Genomic DNA, 15,103 nt, shown 5'->3' with positions numbered 1-15,103 from the left:
AAATGGGAACGTTCCCGAAACGCAGCGAAGATCACATAAATCGTTAAGACAGGCTTAATTCAGTACGGCAGGAATCACTATCTGGCGGGGTTCACTGCTCCCGGCGATCTGCTCGATCAACTGCTGCGCCGCCCGGCGTCCGGACTCGGCGTAGCCGGGATCGACGGTGAGGATCTCCGGGTGAAGAAACTTCATTAACGGCGTGCTGCCGACGCTGGCAAGCTGGAGATTGTCGATTCCCTGCTGCTGGAGATATTTGCTGGCCCCAAGGGCGAGGGTATCGGTGGCGCAGACCAGCGCGCTGGTGTCAGCCGATAGTACGCTGGCGACATTCTCATAACCTTGCTTCATTCCCAGACCCGGCAGCGCATCGAGGGGAGTGAGATGTTTTTTCTGGCAGAAATGGAGGTAGGCCTGGTGACGGCGTTGCCCGGTGGTGATGTCGCTATGCGGCACCCCGAGAAAGCTGATATGGCGATGCCCGAGATCGTACAGCCGCTGCATCAGCATTTTGATGGATCCTTCGTCGTCATAGCACACGGAAGCGATCCCCGGCGCGTCGCGGGCCAGCAGCACCAGCGTTTCTCGCCACGGAGTGAGCATCTCTTCATGAATGCCGGTAAAGCCAAACAGCACCACGCCGTCGATATTGCGCCGGGCGAGTATGCCGAGATGCTCTTCGACCAGCGCCGGAGAGAACTGGCTTTCCATCATAATCGGGTCGTAGCCCTGCTCATAAAAGACGGGAAGCATGGTCTGCACGGCGAGGTTTTCCGACAGCGAATCCAGACGAGTGACGATGATCGCCACCACTTTGTCACTCTGGCCGCGCATCGCCCTGGCGGAACGCGAAGGAGAGAACCCTTGTTGCTGCATCACCGCTTCTACCCGTTCGCGGGTGCGCTCGCTAACGCCGCTTTCGTTATTGAGTACGCGCGATACCGTTGATTTCCCGACGCCGCTTAAGCGGGCGATATCTTTGATGGTCAGCCGGTTTTGCATGCAGGGTTCTCGTCGTGGTCCGATTAAAGTGAGCCTAATGCTACTCAACGAAACCACAATGAGCAAAGTCTGGTTTACGTCTGGTTTAGTTTCCGGGGGGTATCATCGCCATAATAGCCACAAATAGATTATTGGTAGCGTTATAATTCGCGCCGTTTGTATTCACTTACCGGAGATTTTATGGACCCCGATCCCACTCCTCATCCTCGATGGAGTCACCTTTCTTTCCGGTAAGCCTGCTTAGCACTGCTTTACCGGAAAGCGTAAAGCAGTGATGTCTTTGATGTCCCTGCCATAAAAATAACATGCCTGACAGGTAGAGCTTGCTTGCGCCTGTTGGTTATTCTGCGTTCGCTCGCGCGAGCGCGGAGGGACTGTTTATGCTGAAAAATTTTACCCGCCAGCTGTTTGCTCAGCTTGGCCGTCATCTCCCGCGCCGTTTGGTCCAGCGCGATCCGCTGCCCGATGCCCGCAATCTGGCGAGCGCGCCGATTCCGGATTCGCTTGGTAAGCAGTGTCTGAACGTTGCGGCAATGGACGAAAATGAAGTCTGGCGCGCTTTTGCCAGCCATCCGGAAGGGCTGAATGAAGGCGAAGTTGCGCAGAAAATCGCCCAGCACGGCGAAAACCAGATCCCGGCGCAGAAACCCTCGCCGTGGTGGGTACACTTGTGGAGCTGTTACCGCAACCCCTTCAACCTGCTGCTGACCGTTCTGGGGATTGTCTCCTACTCAACGGAAGATCTGTTCGCCGCGGCGGTTATCGCCCTGATGGTGGGGATCTCCACGCTACTTAACTTTATTCAGGAAGCTCGCTCGACCAAAGCGGCGGATGCCCTGAAGGCGATGGTCAGCAACACCGCGACGGTGCTGCGAGTGGTGAATGAGCAGGGCGAAAGCCGATGGTGTGAGCTGCCGATCGATCAACTGGTGCCGGGCGATATCGTCAAGCTGTCGGCGGGAGATATGATCCCTGCGGATCTGCGCGTGTTTCAGGCGCGCGATCTGTTTGTCGCCCAGGCTTCGCTGACCGGCGAATCGCTGCCGGTTGAGAAAGTCGCTCGTACCCGCGATCCGCTGCAAACGAACCCGCTAGAGTGTGACACCCTGTGCTTTATGGGCACCAACGTGGTGAGCGGTTCGGCGCAGGCTATTGTTTTCGCCACCGGCGGCGGCACCTGGTTTGGTCAACTGGCCGGGCGGGTCAGCGAGCAGGAAAGCGAGCCGAACGCCTTTCAGAAAGGCATCAGCCGGGTCAGCATGCTGCTGATCCGCTTTATGCTGGTGATGACGCCGATAGTGCTGCTGATTAACGGCTATACCAAGGGCGACTGGTGGGAAGCGGCGCTGTTTGCGCTCTCTGTCGCTGTCGGCCTGACCCCGGAAATGCTGCCGATGATCGTCACCTCGACGCTGGCGCGCGGGGCGGTGAAGCTGTCGAAACAGAAAGTCATCGTCAAACACCTCGACGCCATCCAGAACTTTGGCGCGATGGACATTCTGTGCACCGACAAAACCGGCACCCTGACCCAGGATAAAATCGTGCTGGAGAACCATACCGATGTCTCCGGCAAGGTGAGCGAACGCGTGCTGCATACGGCCTGGCTCAACAGCCACTACCAGACCGGGCTGAAAAACCTGCTTGATACTGCGGTGCTGGAAGGCGTCGAGCTGGAGTCGGCGCGCGGGCTGGCGGAGCGCTGGCAGAAGGTGGATGAGATCCCATTCGATTTTGAGCGCCGCCGCATGTCGGTGGTGGTGCAGGAGCAGGACAACGTCCATCAACTTATCTGCAAAGGGGCATTGCAGGAGATCCTCAACGTCTCGACCCAGGTGCGCTACAACGGTGACATCGTACCGCTGGACGACACCATGCTGCGGCGCATCCGTCGCGTTACCGATACCCTGAATCGTCAGGGATTGCGCGTGGTGGCGGTGGCGACCAAATATCTACCCGCACGTGAGGGCGACTACCAGCGTGCGGATGAATCCGACCTTATCCTCGAAGGTTACATTGCCTTCCTTGACCCGCCGAAAGAGACCACCGCCCCGGCGCTAAAAGCGCTGAAGGCCAGCGGCATCACGGTGAAAATCCTCACTGGCGATAGCGAGCTGGTGGCGGCAAAAGTCTGCCATGAAGTGGGGCTGGATGCGGGCGACGTGGTGATTGGCAGCCAGATTGAAGCGCTGAGCGATGATCAACTGGCCGAACTGGCAAAACGCACCACCTTGTTTGCTCGCCTGGCGCCGCTGCATAAAGAGCGGATTGTCACCTTGCTCAAACGTGAAGGGCACGTGGTGGGTTTTATGGGCGACGGCATTAACGACGCGCCAGCGCTGCGCGCGGCGGATATCGGTATTTCCGTTGACGGCGCGGTGGATATCGCCCGCGAGGCGGCGGATATCATTCTGCTGGAGAAGAGCCTGATGGTGCTGGAAGAGGGGGTTATCGAAGGCCGCCGGACTTTCGCCAACATGCTCAAATACATCAAAATGACCGCCAGCTCTAACTTCGGTAACGTCTTCAGCGTGCTGGTCGCCAGCGCCTTTCTGCCGTTCCTGCCAATGTTGCCGCTGCACTTGCTGATTCAGAACCTGCTGTACGATGTATCCCAGGTAGCGATTCCGTTTGATAACGTGGACGATGAGCAGATTCGTAAGCCGCAACGCTGGAATCCGGCGGATCTCGGGCGCTTTATGGTCTTCTTTGGGCCGATAAGCTCGATATTCGATATTCTGACCTTCTGCCTGATGTGGTGGGTGTTCCATGCTAATACGCCGGAAGCCCAGACCCTGTTCCAGTCCGGCTGGTTTGTGGTCGGTCTACTGTCACAGACGCTGATTGTGCATATGATCCGCACGCGGCGGATCCCGTTTATTCAGAGTCGTGCGGCCTGGCCGCTGATCGTGATGACGCTGCTGGTGATGGTGGTGGGAGTTGCGCTACCGTTCTCGCCGCTGGCGGGCTATTTGCAGCTTCAGGCGCTGCCGCTGAGCTACTTCCCGTGGCTGATTGCCATTCTGGCGGGCTATATGACGCTGACCCAGATGGTTAAGGGCTTTTACAGCCGCCGCTACGGCTGGCAGTAATTTCTTCGCTCATTATCGGCCTGGCGCGTTTTTACCCAGGCCGATAATTTCTCAGGCCATGCGTACGATCATATAGCCAACGCTAAAGACAAAAAGGGCGATGAAGGCCCAACTGAATTGATAAAATGCATTTCTCGCTCCGCGTCCGGAGCGGGAGAGAAAGATATTTTCTTCCCGGATGTGTTGTGCCGATATTTGGCGAAAGCGGCGGATGTAGCCAACGCAGTACACCAGGAAAACGGACATTACGCATGCGCCGATGGATTTAGAGAACATAATGGCGAGGATTAGGGCTGTAATGACGAAGCACAGGAATACTTTTGCGGCCGTCGACTCTAATTGTTTCAACTCGGCACGTACATTTTCGGCGTGCAGCTCTTGCCAGCGCCGCAGGGTGCTGACGCTAAACTCATATTTTTCGCACAAGACTTTGTTGGGGACGCCGTTTTTAGACTGCTGAAGAAAATCAGCGATTTGTTCATCGGTAAAGCGTGCTTTTGCCATTACCGGCCCTCCGTGGCGAATAGCAAAGATAATCCAGAAAGCCGTTCTGGATTATCTTTCTGCCAGATATCAGCGACGAACGGCGATCGCTTCAATCTCAATTTTCACGTCTTTCGGCAAGCGCGCCACTTCTACACAGGAACGCGCCGGGAAGGTGGCGTTATGCTCGGTGAAGAAGGCTTCATAAGCGGCGTTAACGGTGGCGAAATCGTTGAGATCTTTCACGAAAACGGTAGTTTTAACGATATCGCCCACTTTCAGGCCCGCGGCTTCAACGATAGCTTTTACGTTGTCCAGAGACTGACGCGCCTGAGCGGCAACGTCTTCCGCCACGCTGCCGGTTTTCGGGTCGACCGGGATTTGGCCGGAAGTGATGATCATGCTACCCAGATCAACACCCTGAACGTACGGGCCGATGGCTGCTGGTGCATTTTCCGTCGCGATAGTTTTAGACATGATTTCTCCTGAATAACAGCATTATACAAATCTTTCGCGTCGCTAACTGCGCGACAATCTGAAAGATGAGGGGTAAGAGACCCGGCCATTATAGGGAGCCGGGTACACAATACCAACCTCAATTAGTTCGCCAGAACCACATTGTGCGAGAACTCTTTTTCACAATATTTGCACTTCAGCGCGATGTCGTTTTCGCGTTTTTTCACCGCAAAACTGGAAGAGACCGGCTCAGCGTGGCTGATACAGTTGCTGTTCGGGCACACCAGCACGTTGTTGATACGGTCCGGCAGGCTTGGGCGAGATTTACCCACCACTTCATACTCATCAATACGGTTCACCGTGGCCTGCGGCGCGTACAGGGAGAGCTGGTTAACCTGCTCATCGGTCAGGAAAGTATTCTCGATTTTGATTAAATCTTTGCGGCCCATCTCACCTGACGGCAGATTCAGGCCGATGGTGATGCGCTGATCTGTTTCGGTCAGTTTGAACAGCGTCAGCAGCTTAAAGCCGACCTGCGCCGGGATGTGGTCGATAACGGTGCCGCGTTTGATGGCTTCTACCTGCAATTTGTTGTCGTGTGTCATCGTCATTTCCCCTTAATACTCTTCATGATTCAAGTCGCAGACGCGTTGGCTGCGTTCGTTCGCCCCAATCACATAGTTATCTATGTTCATGGGGACTCACTCGCTTGCCGCCTTCCTGCAACTCGAATCATTTTGAGTATGCAGAGCCAGTTCGCTATTCAATACCAGTGCCAGTAACGCCTGGCGGGCGAAGATGCCGTTACCGGCCTGCTGGAAGTACCAGGCGTGCGGCGTTTTATCGACATCCGTGGTGATCTCATCAATGCGCGGCAGCGGGTGCAGCACTTTCATATTTGCTCGTGCGCCTTCCAGGTCGGCGGCGCGCAGAACAAACTGCGCTTTCACGTTGGCGTATTCCGATGGGTCGAGGCGCTCTTTCTGCACGCGGGTCATGTACAGAATGTCCACTTCTTCCATCACCTCTTCGATGGCGCTATGCAGACTCCAGGCGATGCCTTTTTCGTCGAGCATATCGAGAATGTACTGCGGCATGGCCAGCGCGTCCGGGGCGATAAAGTAGAAGCGGTTGCCGTTGAATTTCGCCAGCGCCTGAGTCAGTGAGTGGACGGTACGACCATATTTCAGGTCGCCGACCATGGCGATGCTCAGGTTTTCGAGGCGACCCTGGGTTTCCTGAATGGTGAACAGATCCAGCAGCGTTTGTGTCGGATGTTGGTTCGAGCCGTCACCGGCATTGAGAATTGGAATACCGCCGGAGAATTCGGTCGCCAGGCGCGCCGCCCCTTCCTGCGGATGGCGCATGACGATGGCGTCGACGTAGGTGCTAATCACTGAAATGGTGTCGGCCAGAGTTTCGCCTTTTTTGCCCAGCGAAGTGTTGCTGCTGTCTGAGAAGCCGACCACGCTGGCACCGAGGCGGTGCATCGCGGTCTCAAATGACAGGCGGGTACGGGTAGAGGCTTCGAAGAAGCAGCTGGCAATCACTTTATGTTTGAGCAACTCCGGCTGCGGATTGGCTTTCAGTTTTGCAGCGGTCGCCAGTACCAGTTCAAGGTCTTCGCGGCTGAGATCGTTTATGGAAATGATATGTTTTTGAAATAGCGGGTTAGCCATGTTTATCTCCTGACGCCTGGGCAAAAAAAAAGCCCCTTAAATAAGGGGCTTTACGAATACGGATGCAACGGAAAGGAAAAACGGCAGGCCAGCGTCTGTTTTCAGACGCGGTAAGACGCGATGTCGTACACACTGAACCATAATTCCTCCCGGCAAAACGGGTGGCATTATACGCAGCTCATATTTCGGATCAAGCGATTAATCCACAAACAGGTAAACGTTTGCCTGGATAACGTTGCGTCAGCGCAAAAAACCACAAAAAAGGAGTGGTATGGCAGTGGGAAGGGGGGTATAAAAACGTAAAATGAAAAGCTGTTTTATATTCGAGGGTTATTATGATTGTTGGAAACATTCACCATCTACAAAGCTGGCTGCCGGAATCTCTGCGCGAGGCTATCGACCACGTTAAAGCTCATGTCACTGATGCGACACCGCTCGGCAAGCATGATATTGACGGCAACAACCTGTTTTATCTGATTTCTGAAGATACTACCGAGCCGATGGCCGATCGTCGTGCTGAGTATCACGCCCGCTATCTGGATATCCAAATTGTCCTGAACGGGCAGGAAGGAATGACCTTCAGCAACCTGCCTGCCGGAGCGCCGGATACCGACTGGCTGGCGGACAAAGATATCGCATTTCTGGCGGCAGGCGAGCAGGAGAAAACCGTGATCCTCAGCGAAGGGGATTTTGTCGTGTTTTATCCTGGCGAAGTGCATAAACCGCTGTGCGCCGTCGGCGCACCGGCAAAAGTGCGCAAAGCTGTGGTGAAGATGCTGATGGTGTAATCAATTTTTTCATCAGAGGCTAACGTTCGTTGCATAACACGAGGTTAGCCTTTTTTTTATTCTTTTCTTCGCTTTTAACTCTTTATTTCCCCTCTTCATGCCTTCATCAGGACACACATACCCGTGCGCATTTGTGGAAATTTTGATGGCGATCTCATTAATACGTTATATAACGTATTAATGTTGTTTCCGTTGAGTTTAAACAGCCAATAATGTGACGTGGAGTTTTAATTGTATGAATAGTAATGAAATAATTAAGTCTGTTGCGGAAGGGATGAAAGACCACGGTGGTATCCGTCAGATTTTCCTTGTTGCCTGTGGTGGATCGCTGGTTGATATGTATCCGGCGAAATATTTCCTTGATAGCGAAGCGACTCAGCTGCATGTCGGGATGTATACAGCAAATGAGTTTGTCTATGCGACACCGAAAACGCTGGGAGAAAACTCGCTGGTTATCGTCTGCTCGCATGGTGGTAACACCCCTGAATCCGTCGCTGCGGCTAAGTTTGCACAGCAGCACCAGGCGCAAACCATTACGCTTACCCACAACGCTCAGGCACAGCTGATCGAATATGCCAGCCACAATATTCTCTATGCCTGGGGCAATGATACCAACGTGGTCGATAACCCGATGGCGATCATCCTGAACCTGTGCGTTGATACGCTGCAGCAGGTCGAAGGTTTCGAGCATTACGCTGATTTCCAACAGGGGATGAGCCAAATCAACGGCGTCATTGCCCGAGGCCGCCAGCAGGTCGCGGAGCGCTGCCAGCGCTTTGCCCAGCGATATCAGGATGAAAAGCTGTTCTATATCCTCTCCAGCGGGGCGTCTTACGGTCATGCCTACGGGTTTGCCATCTGCTCGTTAATGGAGATGCAGTGGCTGCATGCGGCGCCTATCCACTCTGGCGAATATTTTCACGGTCCTTTTGAAGTCACCGATAAAGAAACCCCGTTTATTTTGCTAATGAATGAAGGTCGTACGCGAGTGATGGATGAGCGTGCTCAAGAGTTTCTTTCTACTTACGCCGAAAAAGTTGAGGTGGTTGACGCCAAAGAACTGGGTATAGGCGTTCTGCCGCCGTCAGTGGTGGAGTTTTTCAATCCGGTGCTGTTTTACAGCATCATGTGTGAATACCGCTCTGCACTGGCGGATATTCGTCAACATCCGCTGGATACCCGCCGCTATATGGGGCTGGTGGCTTACTAAAAGGGAATCATGATGAACGTGATTGGAATTGGCGATAATGTCGTCGATAAATATGCACATACGCAGACCATGTATCCCGGTGGAAATGCGCTCAACTTTGCCGCTTATGCGGCAATGCTCGGGCACAACGCGGCCTATCTGGGGATTTTTGGCGATGATGATGCCGCTAGCCACGTGATGAACGTGCTGGATAAAGTTGGCGTGAAGTGGCCGCATTGTCTGCAGGTAGCTGGAGACAATGGCTGCGCGCAGCTGAAAATCGAAGAGGGTGAGCGTATTTTCCTCGGCTCTAACGCCGGGGGGATTCGCAAAAATACCTCCATGGATTTTATCTTTCAGCATGAGCAATATCTGCGTAACTTCGACCTGATCCACAGCGGCTGTTATAGCTATATTGATACGCAACTTCCTGGGTTACGTCAGCTCAATATTCCGCTCTCCTTCGATTTTTCCGACGACTTTGTGCTGGAGGAGGTGCTGCCGCTATGCCGCTATGTCGATTTTGCCTTCTTCTCCTGCGCGGATTACAGCTTGTCGCAAACGCGTGAAATTGTGCAACAGGCACAGGCCAGCGGCAGTCGTATTGTCTGCGCCACGCGCGGCGATGAAGGGGCTATTTTATTCGACGGGCAAGACTGGTATCAGCAGGCTCCTGACTATGTTACGCCGGTTGACACCATGGGCGCGGGCGACGCGTTCATCACCGCTTTTGTCTGTCATTTCCTTGCGCAACCAGTGGGCGATCAATGCCAGGCCATTACCGATAGCCTGCAAAAGGCGGCTGCTTTCTCGGCACAAATCTGCCTGAAAGAGGGTGCTTTTGGCTACGGAGTTCGCTACTAACTCATAGCGCCATCTCCCCGTTTATTGATGTGATTTCCGTCCGCTTGCCGGACGGAAACGGGGATTTGTGCGCTCTTTTCCGAGAGGAAAGAACAATGAATACCGAAGCTGCTGATTTGATTTTACGTTCTGATGCCATTTTTACCGCCGTCAGCGATCAGGTTTTTAGCGGATATGTGGTAATTAAAAATGGTGAGATCGCGGCAATGCTAGCTGACGGGGACGACATTAGCCCGTGGCGAGGCGAATACACCCGCGTTCTTGAACTTGGCGACCGGCTGATTTGCCCTGGGTTTTGCGACAATCACACCTTTTTCACCGGTTATATGAGCATGCGACGTGGGGTTGATTTGCGTGCTGCAGGCGATAGCCACGAAGCGCTTGAATTATTAAAAACCGCAGAGCAAGCACTGTCGGCAGGGCAAAGCCTCTACGGTTGGGGATGGTCAACATCCCGTTGGGGTGCACTGCCCGATGCCGGGTTACTTGATGAAACTTTCCCGCAACGACCAGTTGTGGCGATTAATGATGACAAAAGCTACTGCTGGATGAATCGTGCCGCTGAGGAACGATACGCTTTCACCGCCGCTGAGTGCAGCGCAGAGGCAAGAATTTCGCTGCTTAATGAGATGCTGGCTGACTCCGGGCAGTTAAAGGATGACATGCGGGCATTTATGGTGCGGCTGGCGGCGCAGGGCATTACGGCGATAAAAGACGTTTGTTTCAACGACTCACCGTCATTGATGGACGCCTGGTCTGAGCTGGAAAAAGAAAAGGCGCTGTCACTGCGAGTTAGCATTGTTTCTCAGGCGGTTTCTGCACCGATTAACCTCTCTTTCGGTGAGCATGCACGAGGCCGATTTCAGTCGCCATGGCTACGTTTTCATGGTTTCAAATTTATGGTCGATGGTGTGATTGCCGATCATACAGGCGATATGCTTTATCCCTACGCCGACCGGCCCACCACGCATAATGAACGTCCGGTTAATTATGACACTCTACGTCAGCAAGTGCTGGCGGCCGACGCTCAGGGATTCAATTGTTGCATGAACGCCGAAGGGGATGCCGCGATTCGCCACTGCATCAATATTTTTGCCGAGTGTCGTGAGCGTGACCCAAATAGAATGACCTGGCATTCTCTTAGCGATCTGGAGTGTCCGCATCCCGATGATATTCCCCGGATGGCGGCACTTGGCCTTTTTGCCGAAGTATACGCGCAAATTTTGCTCCTCAATGGCAGCGAAACCGACGCGTATATGCGTGAACGTTATGGCGAAGCGCGTGAGGTGCAATTCTACGACTATGCCGCATTATTCGACGCCGATGTGGCGGTAACTATCGGTACTGACCTGCCGTTGTTTATTCCTTCCATTCCGGACGCGATGTATGCCGCCTGCTGCCGCCAGTTCCCTGATGGCTCACCGGAGAATGGCTGGCATCGCGATCGCGGAATGACCCGCCAACAGCTTTTAACCGCCTGGACGCTGAACAGCGCTCGCCATCACGGTATGGAAGAGGTGACGGGAAGCCTCGAGCCTGGAAAACGTGCTGATATCGCCGTCTTTGATAGCAACTTGCTGACCTGTCCTAACGATGAGCTGCGTGCATCCAGAGTCGTGCTAACGCTGGCTGACGGACGTATTACGCACGACCTTTTATAACCTATAAACGCTGTATTGCGGCGGACATAACATAAACATCTTACCGAGGCGGATTATGCGTATTGCAAAAATAAAGTGGGCGATGCCGCACTGCTACGCTCTGATTTTCTTCATTATTGTATTAGTGGCGCTGCTGACATGGTGTATTCCCAGCGGCAGCTTTGACTATCACTCAGTCACCTTACCCGGTGGTGAAACGAAAACGTTAGTGATCCCGGGGTCTTACCATCTGCTGGAAAAAGTCAGTGCAGATGGCGATTTGCGTCAGGGTTTCACCGCCGTGCTGGCCGCGCCGATGGAAGGGATCATTAAGGCTGCGGACGTTGTTGCGTTTGTGCTCATTGTTGGCGGGGCCTTTGGCATCATTTTGCGTACTGGAGCCATCGAGCGAGGTCTGCTGGCCCTGGCTGAACGACTGGCCGGAAAAGGTATTCTTGTCATCCCTATCGCTATGACCTTGTTTAGCCTGGGGGGGGCAACTTTTGGCATGAGCGAAGAAGTCATTCCTCTGTATGCGATTTTTATTTCCCTGATGTTAGCGCTGGGATATGACTCAATGACCGCGCTCCTGATTCTGTTCCTGGGAACCCAGATAGGCTACGTTGGCGCGATGACGAACCCGTTCTCGGTGCTTATCGCACAGGGCGTCGCGGGTATCCAGGGCAACCCACAGTTGTGGCTACGGGCAATCGCGTGGCTGGTCTTTACGCTGCTCGCTATTGCTTACACCATGTGGTACGCCCATCGGGTTAAATGTTTCCCGCAAAAGTCGCCAGTTTATGAAAACGATTGTCAGAACCGTGCGCAGTTTTTGTCGACACAAAATACGGCAGTGCATTTTTCCAGGGCCGATCGGGTCATTATCATCGCTTTTGTCTTAGCGCTGGCGATCATCTCATGGGGATTAATCACCCGCGGCTGGTATATGGTCGAGATCGGTTCTGTCTTTTTGGCTCTGGGGCTGTTCTCCGGCATTGTCGGGCGTATGGGAATTAGCGGCATGGCCGACAGTTTTGTCGAAGGCTGTAAAGAGTTCGTGTATGCCGCGGTGGTGATAGGTCTTGCGCGTGGCATCTTGGTGATTGCGGAAAATGGGCGAATTATCGACACGATGTTGTATGGTCTATCGGAAATGCTGGAAGGGTTGCCGCAGTATGCTTTTACCACCCTGATGCTGTTGGGTCATAACGTGATCACCTTCTTTGTTCCGTCATCCTCGGGCGAGGCAGCGCTGACGATGCCGGTTCTGGCACCATTAGGTGACCTGGTCGGAATTAACAAAGAAGCGATGGTCATGGCCTATCAATTTGGTAATGGCTTGACCAACCTGATTTCGCCAACTGGCGGTGTATTGTTGGCTGGACTGTCAATCGCGCGCATTGGATTTGGTCAGTGGTTGAAGGCGATTGCCCCACTGTTCCCGATACTGTGGATAGTCAGCGCGGTATTTGCCGCTATTTCGGCCTGGGTATAAGGGATATGCGCGCCGTCGTGGTTTGACGTGCGCGCTTCGATTATAATCCCGCTTCGCATTAATGGCCGTGCTGGTACCTCTTTTATGTCGAATTTTGGACTGCAACAGAATACTTCCATCCCGCTATACAGGCAGCTTAAGGATAAAATCCTCAGTGATATCTCGTCTGGAAAACTCGCTGAAGGCGAGAAAATACCGACCGAGGTTGAGCTCAGCGAACTCTATAACATCAGCCGTATTACGGTGCGTAATGCAGTGAAAGAGTTAGTTGCAGAAGGGTATCTGGTAAAAAAACAAGGGAAGGGCACTTTTGTCTGTCTGCCTAAAATTGAACGCAAAGTTGTTCATCTGCTTAGCTTTACTGCCGCTTGTAATGTGAATCATCTGCCGACTCACAGCGTGGTTATCCGTAGCGAAATTCTTTCGGACTACCGTAATGCCCGCCAGTTGCTCGAACTTGAGAGTGATGATTCACTGCTTTATATCCAGCGGCTCAGAATCGCAGGGGATGCGCCGTTGATGCTGGAAAATAACTACTATTCTTTAAAGCGATTGGGATTTTTACAGCAGGAAGATCTCAGCGGGTCGCTGTATCAATTATTACGTGAAAAGCACGCCATTGTGCCAACGTATGCCGGAGAAACGACGGTAGAAATGGTGCGCGCGCATGCGGATAACGCACCACTTCTACAGCAACAGCCCGGCGAACCGTTGTTCCTGATGAAAACGTTGATTCTGGACAGCCAGCATCAGCCGATTCACTACGGGGAACAGTATATCGTTGCCGAACGCTATACCTTCAGTTTCTAATCTCAGTGGGATAGCGTCGCGACCATCACCGCTTTGATGGTATGCATACGGTTTTCCGCCTGGTCGAAAACAATGCTCGCTGGGGATTCAAACACCTCATCGGTCACTTCCATTCCGCCATGCAGGCCGTAATCCGCCGCCATCTGTTTGCCGAGCGTGGTTTGATCGTCGTGGAACGCGGGCAGGCAGTGGAGGAATTTCACCTGCGGATTGCCGGTCAGCGCCATCATCTTGCTGTTCACCTGATAATCGCGCAGCAGTGCTATCCGCTCGGCCCATTTCTCCTTGGCTTCGCCCATCGATACCCACACGTCGGTATAGATAAAGTCAGCGCCTTTCACGCCCGCAGCGATATCTTCGGTCAGGGTGATGTTACCGCCGTTTTTCTTCGCCAGCGCCTGACACTGTGCGACCAGTTTCTCTTCCGGCCAGCACGCCGTCGGGGCCACCAGACGCAGCTCCAGCCCGGTCAACGCGGCGGCTTCGAGCATCGAATTCCCCATATTGTTACGCGCGTCGCCGGCGTAGACCAGGGTCATCTCATTAAAGGCTTTGCCCGGTAGATGTTCTTGCATAGTTAACAGATCTGCCAGCAACTGAGTTGGGTGAAATTCGTTGGTCAGGCCGTTCCAGACCGGAACACCGGCATATTCGGCAAGCGTTTCCACCACTTCCTGGCCATGACCGCGGTACTGAATGCCGTCATACATCCGGCCCAGCACGCGGGCAGTGTCTTTGATCGACTCTTTATGACCAATCTGGCTGCCGCTCGGCCCGAGGTAAGTGACGCGAGCGCCCTGGTCAAATGCGGCAACTTCGAAAGAGCATCGGGTGCGGGTAGAGTCTTTTTCGAAGATGAGCGCGATGTTTTTACCGGTGAGATGCTGAATTTCGATATTGTTCTTCTTATCAGCTTTCAGTCTGGCCGCCAGCTCAAGCAGGGCGGTGATTTCGGCAGGAGTAAAATCAAGCAACTTTAAAAAATGCTTCTGATAAAACGCAGACATGTTTCCCTCACATGGCTTAGGCCATTTATTGAATTAAAATTCACTTTATATGTATGAATATTCATTTGCAACCCCGTGTCATAAATCTTTCTCTCAGAAGGTGGAGGCAATCACGGCGGTATGTGACAATAGAAGTATCTGCGACACATTATGAGGAACGAGCCATGGCAAACCCGGAACTACTGGAAGAACAGCGTGAAGAAACGCGTCTGATTATCGAAGAGCTGCTTGAAGATGGCAGCGATCCGGACGCGCTGTACACCATTGAGCATCATCTCTCTGCCGACGACTTCGAAACGCTGGAGAAAGTGGCGGTAGAAGCCTTCAAACTGGGTTATGAAGTGACCGAGCCAGAAGAGCTGGAAGTCGAAGAAGGTGATACCGTTATCTGTTGCGATATCCTCAGTGAGTCCGCGCTGAATGCTGAGCTGATCGATACTCAGGTTGAGCAACTGATGACGCTGGCAGAAAAATATGAAGTTGAATACGACGGCTGGGGCACCTACTACGAAGATCCTAACGGTGAAGACGAAGAAGGTGACGACGACGAAGATCTCGTTGATGAAGATGACGACGGCGTTCGCCACTAAGCCGCAGAGAT

Annotated in this window: 17 protein-coding genes; 9 read left to right on the top strand and 8 right to left on the bottom strand. The window is 53.3% G+C overall.

Translation table 11 applies throughout. The features are described from left to right. Window positions 1–54 precede the first annotated feature (54 nt). Window positions 55–1,002 carry a trehalose operon repressor TreR gene (gene treR / locus HV213_RS25875; RefSeq protein ID WP_181483855.1) on the bottom strand — a complete coding sequence of 316 codons (948 nt, stop codon included), beginning with the start codon at window positions 1,000–1,002 and terminating at the stop codon, window positions 55–57. A gap of 180 nt (window positions 1,003–1,182) precedes the next feature. Between treR and mgtL the strand changes: the two genes are divergently transcribed. Continuing rightward, a complete protein-coding gene (mgtL, locus tag HV213_RS33815) occupies window positions 1,183–1,236 on the top strand; it encodes a mgtA regulatory leader peptide MgtL (protein WP_220138900.1) in 54 nt (17 codons plus the stop codon). A 146-nt stretch (window positions 1,237–1,382) separates the two neighbouring features. Continuing rightward, window positions 1,383–4,091, top strand: coding sequence for a magnesium-translocating P-type ATPase (gene mgtA, locus HV213_RS25870; RefSeq protein ID WP_181483854.1), 2,709 nt, complete (start codon window positions 1,383–1,385; stop codon window positions 4,089–4,091). Between the two features lie 51 nt (window positions 4,092–4,142). Here the strand turns inward: mgtA and HV213_RS25865 are convergent, their stop codons facing one another. The 5 genes from HV213_RS25865 to HV213_RS25840 form a co-directional block, all read right to left on the bottom strand. After that, window positions 4,143–4,595: a transposase gene (locus HV213_RS25865; RefSeq protein ID WP_181483853.1), complete on the bottom strand. Its 453-nt coding sequence runs from the start codon at window positions 4,593–4,595 to the stop codon at window positions 4,143–4,145. Between the two features lie 69 nt (window positions 4,596–4,664). Further along, window positions 4,665–5,051, bottom strand: a complete 387-nt coding sequence (gene ridA / locus HV213_RS25860; RefSeq protein ID WP_110276599.1) for a 2-iminobutanoate/2-iminopropanoate deaminase — start codon at window positions 5,049–5,051, stop codon at window positions 4,665–4,667. A gap of 122 nt (window positions 5,052–5,173) precedes the next feature. Beyond that, window positions 5,174–5,635 (bottom strand): aspartate carbamoyltransferase regulatory subunit, encoded by a 462-nt coding sequence (gene pyrI / locus HV213_RS25855; protein WP_110276600.1) that lies wholly within the window; start codon window positions 5,633–5,635, stop codon window positions 5,174–5,176. 96 nt (window positions 5,636–5,731) lie between these two features. Further along, window positions 5,732–6,709 carry an aspartate carbamoyltransferase gene (pyrB, locus tag HV213_RS25850; RefSeq protein ID WP_181483852.1) on the bottom strand — a complete coding sequence of 326 codons (978 nt, stop codon included), beginning with the start codon at window positions 6,707–6,709 and terminating at the stop codon, window positions 5,732–5,734. A gap of 36 nt (window positions 6,710–6,745) precedes the next feature. Next, complete coding sequence (locus tag HV213_RS25840; RefSeq protein WP_072351778.1) at window positions 6,746–6,850, bottom strand: pyrBI operon leader peptide; 105 nt, start codon at window positions 6,848–6,850, stop codon at window positions 6,746–6,748. A 194-nt stretch (window positions 6,851–7,044) separates the two neighbouring features. Here HV213_RS25840 and HV213_RS25835 point away from each other — a divergent pair, with 194 nt between their 5' ends. The 6 genes from HV213_RS25835 to HV213_RS25810 all read left to right on the top strand — a co-directional run bounded on the left by HV213_RS25835 (window position 7,045) and on the right by HV213_RS25810 (window position 13,495). Next, the gene (locus HV213_RS25835; RefSeq protein WP_181483851.1) at window positions 7,045–7,497 is read left to right on the top strand and encodes a YhcH/YjgK/YiaL family protein; all 453 of its coding nucleotides are present in this window, start codon (window positions 7,045–7,047) and stop codon (window positions 7,495–7,497) included. A gap of 235 nt (window positions 7,498–7,732) precedes the next feature. Then, a complete protein-coding gene (locus HV213_RS25830; RefSeq protein WP_181483850.1) occupies window positions 7,733–8,707 on the top strand; it encodes an SIS domain-containing protein in 975 nt (324 codons plus the stop codon). Window positions 8,708–8,719: 12 nt separating this feature from the next. Further along, entirely contained in the window at window positions 8,720–9,550 is an 831-nt protein-coding gene (locus HV213_RS25825; RefSeq protein ID WP_181486505.1) for a PfkB family carbohydrate kinase, read from the top strand. 95 nt (window positions 9,551–9,645) lie between these two features. Continuing rightward, a complete protein-coding gene (locus HV213_RS25820; protein ID WP_181483849.1) occupies window positions 9,646–11,211 on the top strand; it encodes an amidohydrolase in 1,566 nt (521 codons plus the stop codon). Between the two features lie 55 nt (window positions 11,212–11,266). Next, the gene (locus HV213_RS25815) at window positions 11,267–12,685 is read left to right on the top strand and encodes a YfcC family protein (protein WP_181483848.1); all 1,419 of its coding nucleotides are present in this window, start codon (window positions 11,267–11,269) and stop codon (window positions 12,683–12,685) included. 84 nt (window positions 12,686–12,769) lie between these two features. Next, on the top strand, window positions 12,770–13,495 hold the full coding sequence (locus HV213_RS25810) for a GntR family transcriptional regulator (RefSeq protein ID WP_181483847.1): 726 nt from the start codon (window positions 12,770–12,772) through the stop codon (window positions 13,493–13,495). 2 nt (window positions 13,496–13,497) lie between these two features. Here HV213_RS25810 and argF read toward each other — a convergent pair whose 3' ends face one another. Both argF and argL read right to left on the bottom strand, forming a co-directional pair. Beyond that, window positions 13,498–14,502, bottom strand: a complete 1,005-nt coding sequence (gene argF, locus HV213_RS25805) for an ornithine carbamoyltransferase (protein WP_181483846.1) — start codon at window positions 14,500–14,502, stop codon at window positions 13,498–13,500. Further along, the gene (gene argL, locus HV213_RS33810) at window positions 14,472–14,567 is read right to left on the bottom strand and encodes a putative translational regulatory protein ArgL (RefSeq protein WP_442788129.1); all 96 of its coding nucleotides are present in this window, start codon (window positions 14,565–14,567) and stop codon (window positions 14,472–14,474) included. Before argL ends, argF begins: the two co-directional genes overlap by 31 nt. Window positions 14,568–14,666: 99 nt before the next feature. On the opposite strand from argL, the gene rraB reads away from it, so the two are divergent. Then, window positions 14,667–15,092, top strand: coding sequence for a ribonuclease E inhibitor RraB (rraB, locus tag HV213_RS25800; RefSeq protein ID WP_110276605.1), 426 nt, complete (start codon window positions 14,667–14,669; stop codon window positions 15,090–15,092). Window positions 15,093–15,103: the final 11 nt, after the last annotated feature.

Origin of the sequence: Klebsiella sp. RHBSTW-00484, from assembly GCF_013705725.1 — a bacterium.
In the GTDB taxonomy this organism is placed as follows: Bacteria; Pseudomonadota; Gammaproteobacteria; order Enterobacterales; family Enterobacteriaceae; genus Klebsiella.
Note: the sequence above shows the minus strand (reverse complement) of the source record. Positions and strands in the feature narration are given on the sequence as shown.

Coding starts and splice junctions, on each gene's coding strand:
- treR (WP_181483855.1), bottom strand. CDS start 1,002: ATGCAAAACCGGCTGACCATCAAAGATATCGCCCGCTTAAGCGGCGTC.
- mgtA (WP_181483854.1), top strand. CDS start 1,383: ATGCTGAAAAATTTTACCCGCCAGCTGTTTGCTCAGCTTGGCCGTCAT.
- HV213_RS25865 (WP_181483853.1), bottom strand. CDS start 4,595: ATGGCAAAAGCACGCTTTACCGATGAACAAATCGCTGATTTTCTTCAG.
- ridA (WP_110276599.1), bottom strand. CDS start 5,051: ATGTCTAAAACTATCGCGACGGAAAATGCACCAGCAGCCATCGGCCCG.
- pyrI (WP_110276600.1), bottom strand. CDS start 5,635: ATGACACACGACAACAAATTGCAGGTAGAAGCCATCAAACGCGGCACC.
- pyrB (WP_181483852.1), bottom strand. CDS start 6,709: ATGGCTAACCCGCTATTTCAAAAACATATCATTTCCATAAACGATCTC.
- HV213_RS25840 (WP_072351778.1), bottom strand. CDS start 6,850: ATGGTTCAGTGTGTACGACATCGCGTCTTACCGCGTCTGAAAACAGAC.
- HV213_RS25835 (WP_181483851.1), top strand. CDS start 7,045: ATGATTGTTGGAAACATTCACCATCTACAAAGCTGGCTGCCGGAATCT.
- HV213_RS25830 (WP_181483850.1), top strand. CDS start 7,733: ATGAATAGTAATGAAATAATTAAGTCTGTTGCGGAAGGGATGAAAGAC.
- HV213_RS25825 (WP_181486505.1), top strand. CDS start 8,720: ATGAACGTGATTGGAATTGGCGATAATGTCGTCGATAAATATGCACAT.
- HV213_RS25820 (WP_181483849.1), top strand. CDS start 9,646: ATGAATACCGAAGCTGCTGATTTGATTTTACGTTCTGATGCCATTTTT.
- HV213_RS25815 (WP_181483848.1), top strand. CDS start 11,267: ATGCGTATTGCAAAAATAAAGTGGGCGATGCCGCACTGCTACGCTCTG.
- HV213_RS25810 (WP_181483847.1), top strand. CDS start 12,770: ATGTCGAATTTTGGACTGCAACAGAATACTTCCATCCCGCTATACAGG.
- argF (WP_181483846.1), bottom strand. CDS start 14,502: ATGTCTGCGTTTTATCAGAAGCATTTTTTAAAGTTGCTTGATTTTACT.
- argL (WP_442788129.1), bottom strand. CDS start 14,567: ATGAATATTCATACATATAAAGTGAATTTTAATTCAATAAATGGCCTA.
- rraB (WP_110276605.1), top strand. CDS start 14,667: ATGGCAAACCCGGAACTACTGGAAGAACAGCGTGAAGAAACGCGTCTG.